Source organism: Capsulimonas sp., assembly GCF_039929585.1.
Classification (GTDB): domain Bacteria; phylum Armatimonadota; class Armatimonadia; order Armatimonadales; family Capsulimonadaceae; genus Capsulimonas.
Genome location: NZ_JBDSQY010000279.1, coordinates 37187 through 44085, shown reverse-complemented (window position 1 = coordinate 44085; position 6899 = coordinate 37187). Strand labels below are relative to the sequence as shown.

Genomic DNA, 6899 nt, shown 5'->3' with positions numbered 1-6899 from the left:
TTCCAGGCCGTTGCGCCGCATCCACAGCGGCGCGCGCCGCACCCGTCCCGCCGCCATCTCGAACGAGCCGCCGACGCCGATCGAAACCGGAACCTGAAGCATATCACGGTTGGCGGCAATCCATTTTTCCTGCTTGGGCGCGCCGAAGGCGACCATAAGGATATCGGGCGCGGCCGCACAGACGGTCTCCCGAATTCGCGCCTGCTCCTCTTCCGTTCCAAACGTTTCGAACGGAGGACAATAAGTTCCGCAGATGTTCGCTTTAGGGTATCTCGCCAGCACCGCCTGCTTGGCTCGGTCGGCGACGCCGGGCACGCCGCCGAGGAAGAACAACTTCAATCCCTGCTCGTGCGACGCCTTGGACAGCTCCCAGAACAGATCGCTGCCGGCGACGCGCTCCTGGATCGGACGCCCACTCTTCCCAGAGTATAAGCGAGAGAGCCAGACGACCGGAGCTCCGTCCGCGAGAACAAGATCTGCGGCATGATAAACTTCGGCGAAGGCGGGATCCCGGTCCAGCATGACCAAATGGTCAAGGTTTCCGGTGCAGACGAACCGCGCTTTATCGTGCTTGCGCGCCATCGCCACCACTTGCTCTACCGCCTGAGACATCGTTACATTATCAAAAAGTACGTTTGCGATTGGCACTTTCATGTCTTTGAGACCTTCTGCTTCAAGCTCTCCCACATATCCTTGGCAAAAGCCTGCATAGAGGCGTGGTTCGCCTCCGCATTGGCTTCATTCGTATCGAGAGGGCACATGAATCGGAGGAAATATACGGGCGTCCCCTGCTGTCCGATCAGCGCGCTTTTCAGCATCGCGAAACGGATCTGCGTGGGCGAATCGATGATCTTGCCGTCGACGACATACACATAAAGCATATCTTGCGACGGACCATTGGGATTGCCGACAGCGCGGCACGATCGGGCGGCGATGTTCGCGCCGGGAATTGCCTCGGTATGGTCGTTCTCCAAACGCCACCCGGCGCCGACCAGGCAGGAGCGAGGATCGTGAAGGGCGCTGCGATCCGTTCCGCCGATCAGGACAAAGTCGATGGGAACGGCGCCGCCTCCCTCATAAGCTCGTTCGATGACATCTCCGCTGCCGAGCGCCTTCGTGACTTCCGGCGGCATGACGAGATCCTTGCCAGCCGTGTAGCCGGCGACGGAATGCGGCACCTCGGCGGACGCGACGCCGATGAACTTGGGCGGCCGCGGCACGCTCCACACCTTGCTGGTGAGCAGAGCAGCCGCGAAGATTATTACTAGAAGATAGGCCATCCGGCGAACTTGCGACATCCCAGTACCTTTGCCAGCGAAAACAGGACGATAAAGCCCAAAACGAGGGTAATCATTCCACTCCAATCGTGAAATGTGTGCGCGGCGTCCGCGCTAATGCACTCGCCGACAACTCCGATCAAGGCGATCCGCACGGAGTTAATTACCAGACTGAGCGGCAGGCTCAGCAGGAAGATGCCGGCGCGCTTGATCGGCGAGCCATCCACGAGATAGGCGAAGGCTCCACTGAATGTCAAAAGGGCGAGAAGTGTTTTGAACCCCGAACAAGGAACGTCGACGAACAGAGAAAAATTCTCCATCTCAATGACACTCCCATCCAAATGGGTGTTAAACGTCAGCAGGTGCAAAATCTTGTTCGCAAAAACCGTCGACATCATCTGAATGCGCAGGGTGGCGTCATTCAGGACTGGCCCAGGCAGAGGCGCCATGAAGGCGAGAAAGGCCATCGGAATGGCGACCACCTTGACTAACGCGTTGCCGCAAACGAGCCAGATGGAGCTCCAAACACAAAGCAGGAAGGCGCTCGACATGATCGCGAACATATCGCGTTTGATTGCAAAAACCAATAAGAATAGCGACGGCAGCAGCACCACGAAAGCGAAGTAATTCGGCTTCTTGGGAGCGGCGGCGATCGCCTCGCGATGATGCCAGAGCATCAGGGCGACGAAAAAGGGGATGATAGGGGCGTGGGCGTAATAGGATTCCGGCTTAGTGAACTCATAAGCCCACCAGGACAGCAGAGGCCACGCCAGCCAGGCAAGCAGGGCTGCGGCGGCGGCGAACGGCGCGACCGTGCGCCAATCGATTTTGCGCCAGTCCAGCGAAGGCGCTCCGGAGGAGCCGCCGTCGACTGCTTTCAACGGACCATCATTCGGTTGTTCAAAAATTGTTGACATTCCACTAGCCTATACGCAATTTCTGTGCCAAGCGTCACAGAAAATAGCAATCTTACCAGGCAGGGACTAAAAAGCGAGGCAACGACTGCATTTTGACTACACCGTTGCCCCGCGCAGTGTTCACTCCGACAGGCGAAAAACGCCTCGCGCCTTTTGTTGTGCGCGTGGCGTTCCCAAGCCAGGAGCAAGACTTACGCCGAGAGGCGGGACGCCTTGCGGCCACGGAAGGCCAGAAGCGCCAGACCCATGCCGCCGATCAGGAACGCAGCCACGGGGGCCGGTTCGGGGGATGGAAGCAGAGGAGCCGGATCACTGTCGAACGTGCCCGTGCCCGAGGTGGAGAAGGGAACAAAGTTGCCCTTGCCACTCGCGAGGTTACCAGAGGTCTTGACGGCCAGCGCGCCACCACCTGTAAGGTTCGTCAACGATGTGAACGAGAAGTTGAAGTCTTGCTCAATCGTGTGGGTGAAGTTCAGGAAGTCCGAGCTGTAGTTGACGGAGTCGCCAAGACCGGTGTCGCCACCGAAGCTCAGCGTGCGTCCGCCGATGCGGCCCGTGAGGGCGCCGGTGGAAGCCGTTGTCGTCAGCAGGTTCGTGCCGGGGATATTGCCAGCGGTGATTGCCGTGAACGTGAACGTGACGTTCTTAAGCTTCTGCATGACGGAAACGCCAGCCGGGCTGCCGACGAGGGCAGTGCCGTCCGCCTTGGTGACAACGCCATTAACCTGCCCCGAGAACGACAGCAACGCTTTGATTGACGTGCCAGACGCGCCGTAAGCATTCGGAACCTGGTACGTGAACGTCACAGGGATCGTCGCAGATACGAGCGTGAAGGTGCTGTTCGGACCCGCCGAGTTGGTGTACCGGAACGGATTCGCAGTTCCGCCACGGAGACTAAAATCCGCAAACGTAACGGGAGTCGCAGTTGCGGGCGCAACACAGGCGGCCATGACAGCGGTAGCTGCAAAGACGCCGGAAGCGATTTTCTTGAGATTCATAGTTGTTTTCACCCCCCCTCAGTTGTGGATGCAATGCCGGCTCGTGAGAGCGGTGACGGACTTTTCAGCCCATCCGGCATTTCAGCAGGCGATGCGAGGGTAACATCGCCCGATTATTTAGATAGCAATATTCATGCCAATCTTCCTTAGAAACGCCCGAATCAAAATAAGTTTATATTAAATTTTATTTGGTTCGAAACGCTCGCCAGTCAGATCCACTAATAATATACACCATGTTTCTGGGAATCAAGCGTTAATATCGGCTAGCTTACATAAAACTCGCACAACTAGCAGGGAAACATAGGGTTACTTGCCGGCGTTGGCCATTTCGGCTTCCCGGAAGTACGCCTTGTACCGCTCGATGTTGAATTTCGGCTTCGCTTCTTTGTACAGGCGGAGGATCATCTCCTGGGGACCAGGCGCTTTCGCCAGCCGCGCCTGGCGCTCCACCTCGGCGTGGATCTTCGACAACGGCGGAACGGCGGTCGCTTCGCTTTTATTCACCTTGAACGTAATGAAGTTCTTTCCCAGCTGAATGGACTTGATTTCACCCGGCTTCATGCGAAATACGGTCGCGCTGATCGCATTCTTGTACTGCAGGGGCAGCGCATCCATGTTGACCTTGAAACCATTGACACCGACCACATGCAGCCCTGGCTGCCGCGCGATCACGTCCTCGCCCAAACCTTGCTTGAGGTCGGCTTCGGCGGTGCTGGCGTCCTGAGAATTGTCGGTGACGACCATGGTCGTCCCAACCTGCATCGGCAGGGTGAACTGCTTTTTGTTCTTCTGGTAAAACGCCTGGATCTCGGACTCATCTACGGTGACGCCCTTGAGACGCAGGTTCTCCAGAGAAATATCCGTCCCCAGATCCTGTTTGAAGACCTGGAACTTCTCCGGCTCGGACTTCTCATCGGGCAGCAACTGAGGCGAACGGCGCTGCAGCTCCACTAACCGAGCGGCGATGTCGGCGTCCGTCGCCGCAAGGCCGGCGCGTTTCGCGGCCTGCCCAACGATCTTTGAGTAAACCATCTTCGTCAGGACCGGCTTGCCGGACTGGAATTCCAGCGCATCCTGGAATTCTTTCTTGGTTATGGATGCGCCATCGAACGAGACGACGGGACGAGATGTCGAATACCGAGAATAGAGAAGACCATTGGCGATGAGCGACGCCACGAGAAGAACGGCGAGAATGCCCGTAAGGTACTGCTTCATTGGAGGATATACCTAACCTTGTTTGAAATGATCCAGCCCTGAGGCTGGCGGCGCGTCAACGTACATACGTCGGCGATTATTAGTTCGTTCCCTTGCTCCGCGCCGGCGCGGGGAAGGCGCCTTCGGACTGCGCCGAGGAAACGCCTTCGCGCAGGGAGCTGGCGATGCTGTCGGCCCACCGGTCCAGGCTGGCGTTGTCTTCCAGCCAGCGGCGGCCCGCTTTGGCGAGACGCGTTCGCAGCGGTTCGTCTTCACGCAGACGCATGATAGCTTCGCGCCAGCCGGCGACGTCTCCGGGGGCGACGTAGAGGCCGGTTTCACCGTCGATGATGACGTCGGTCTGGCCGGTGGTGCGCGTGGCGATCACGGCTTTGCCCATGGACATGGCTTCCAGAATGGTGGTGACACCAGCCTGGAAGTCGTTCTCGTACAGCGGAACGACGACGAAGAGGGACTGCGCGTACAGGGTCCGCAGGTCGCCGTATTCGTAGCGGCGGGCGTCTACATTGGACGGCAGCGTCCGGTTTTCCGTCTCGTTCTGGTGCTTGGACCAGGGCGAGGACGCCGCGAGCTTCACTGAAAGATCGGGCATGGTCGAAACGGCTTCGATTAGGGTCGGATAGTCGCGCCATTCCAGACCCGCCGAGGAAATTTGGTTCTCGATCACCGGAACGTCTGCGAGCGGGCGATAGAACTGATCGTCGGCATGAAACGGAATCAGGCGCAGCGCCGAGCCGGGAACGCCGAGCGTCTGCAGCGCGAAATCGTACTGCGTCTGCGCGTAAACAAAGATGCGGTCGATCTGCTTATGCGCCTTCGCCGTGGTAAAGAAGATCCGCTTCTTGCCGGTCGAAAGGCGATGCCCAATCGTCACATGCCACGGACGGCTCGGCGCCGTCTTGAGCAGCAGAGCTAGCGGGATTGAGATGTTCTCCCCGTTGGTGAACACAGCGCCGTAGGCGGAGCGACGCACGAACCCGGCCATCGCCATCCCCGCGTCGCGTCCGCCCTTGAGCGCGGCCTTGACCAGCGGATTTGTGTCCGCATCCAGTTCGGCGTATCCGTAGAGTTCCGCCGTATCGCCCTGGGCCTCCAGACGGTCGGCCAGGGCGTAATAATCCATCGTCGGATGCCGGTCCACCGTCTCTGGACGCGCCTTCAGCACGCTCGGGATCAGCAAAAGTATCTTCATGCGCTCAAGCCGCCTTGCGGGCGACCCCTTTCACCACATCCACCAGTTTTCGATAATTCGTCGCCGCGTCGAAGCGCGAGAGCGCGGATTCCCGCGCGCGCACACTCATCGCGGCCCGCTTTTCATGGTCGGTCGCAAGTTCCGTGATCGCGGCGGCCAGCGCATCGGCGTCGTCCATCGGCACGATCAAGCCCGTCTCGCCATGGCGCACCGCTTCACTCAGAGCGCCGACGTCGGTCGCGATCACCGGCAATCCAGCGGCCAGCGCCTCCATGACGGCCAGCGGCAGGCAGTCCCCCCGTGATGGGAAGACAAACAGATCCGCCTCGGCGAACCGCTCCAGCAGCTCCGGCGTATTAGGTTTGACTCCCCGGTAAACATCGACGCCGTCCACGCCGTCGCCGACGCCCTCGGTGATCGTCACGATCTTCAGGCGGGCGTTCACCTCGGCGGGCAGGCGCTTGAACGCCTCCAGCAGCGTATCTCCACCCTTGCGCGGGAAATCGCCGCCGACGAACAGCAGGTTGATCGGCCGTCCCTCGACCGAAGCGCGCTTCGGAAAATCCCAGCGCGCGGTGTCGATCCCGGGCGGGATCACCGTGACTTTGTTCGCCGGTACGCCATAATCGTCCACCAGGGATTGTTTGGCCCACTCGGACCATGTCACCAGCGCCTTGGCGGCATGGAAGGCGCGCTCATTGAGCTGCTTTTTCAGCGCCTCCACGCGCGCGTTGCCGCTGGGAACGTGACCGTAAAACGCGCCCAGGGCGTCGTATTGCAAAGGCGTCGCGTCCAGAGAAACAACCGAAGGCGCGCGCCGCATCAGCGATTCCGAGAACAGCGACGTCACCTGCGTGTGAAACAAAATGGCGTCGATCTTGCCGATGTGCGGCCGCAGTCCCAGCAGCGCCCCCAGCGAAGCGCGGGCGGACCAGTTCGATTTGATGAACGGCAGTTTCGTCCACCACCCAGGCGTATCGTGATAAGGCAGGTCGATGTAAATCGGTGTAACGTCACGGTCATCCTCAAGAATACGTTTGAGGTTTTGGGCGTGCGTGACGTGACCGAGCGAATATTCGAGAGCAAATGCAAGGTTCATAAAAAGGCAGTCGATGGGCGAGTGGGAGCGGTGTTCAGCGCGCTTTCATTATAGCGCAAGAGTGCGGGATTTCAGCGGCGAGGAGATCCTCGGCCACTTCATCCCAGTAATGACTGCAAGACTCGTGCCAAAAGCATTCGATCCGAGCATGGGGCCTTTCAAGACAAATCGCCGGAAGCGGCTGCTTCCAGCGATTTGTTC

The 6899-nt window shown here is 59.3% G+C and carries 7 protein-coding genes; all 7 read right to left on the bottom strand.

Annotated elements, in window-relative coordinates:
- A partial coding sequence (locus tag ABIZ35_RS21125; RefSeq protein WP_348221909.1) for a WecB/TagA/CpsF family glycosyltransferase occupies positions 1-654 on the bottom strand: 654 nt, incomplete at its 3' end.
- The gene (locus ABIZ35_RS21120; protein ID WP_348221908.1) at positions 651-1298 is read right to left on the bottom strand and encodes an exosortase-associated EpsI family protein; all 648 of its coding nucleotides are present in this window, start codon (positions 1296-1298) and stop codon (positions 651-653) included. The genes ABIZ35_RS21125 and ABIZ35_RS21120, both read right to left, overlap by 4 nt.
- Complete coding sequence (locus ABIZ35_RS21115; protein ID WP_348221907.1) at positions 1265-2194, bottom strand: exosortase/archaeosortase family protein; 930 nt, start codon at positions 2192-2194, stop codon at positions 1265-1267. The genes ABIZ35_RS21120 and ABIZ35_RS21115 overlap by 34 nt, the downstream gene beginning before the upstream one ends.
- Before the next feature lie 191 nt (positions 2195-2385).
- Positions 2386-3192 (bottom strand): hypothetical protein, encoded by an 807-nt coding sequence (locus tag ABIZ35_RS21110; RefSeq protein WP_348221906.1) that lies wholly within the window; start codon positions 3190-3192, stop codon positions 2386-2388.
- Between the two features lie 306 nt (positions 3193-3498).
- Positions 3499-4407 (bottom strand): peptidylprolyl isomerase, encoded by a 909-nt coding sequence (locus ABIZ35_RS21105; RefSeq protein ID WP_348221905.1) that lies wholly within the window; start codon positions 4405-4407, stop codon positions 3499-3501.
- 79 nt (positions 4408-4486) lie between these two features.
- A complete protein-coding gene (locus ABIZ35_RS21100; RefSeq protein ID WP_348221904.1) occupies positions 4487-5599 on the bottom strand; it encodes a glycosyltransferase family 4 protein in 1113 nt (370 codons plus the stop codon).
- A 4-nt stretch (positions 5600-5603) separates the two neighbouring features.
- Positions 5604-6698, bottom strand: coding sequence for a glycosyltransferase family 4 protein (locus tag ABIZ35_RS21095; protein ID WP_348221903.1), 1095 nt, complete (start codon positions 6696-6698; stop codon positions 5604-5606).
- Between the last annotated feature and the right edge of the window lie 201 nt (positions 6699-6899).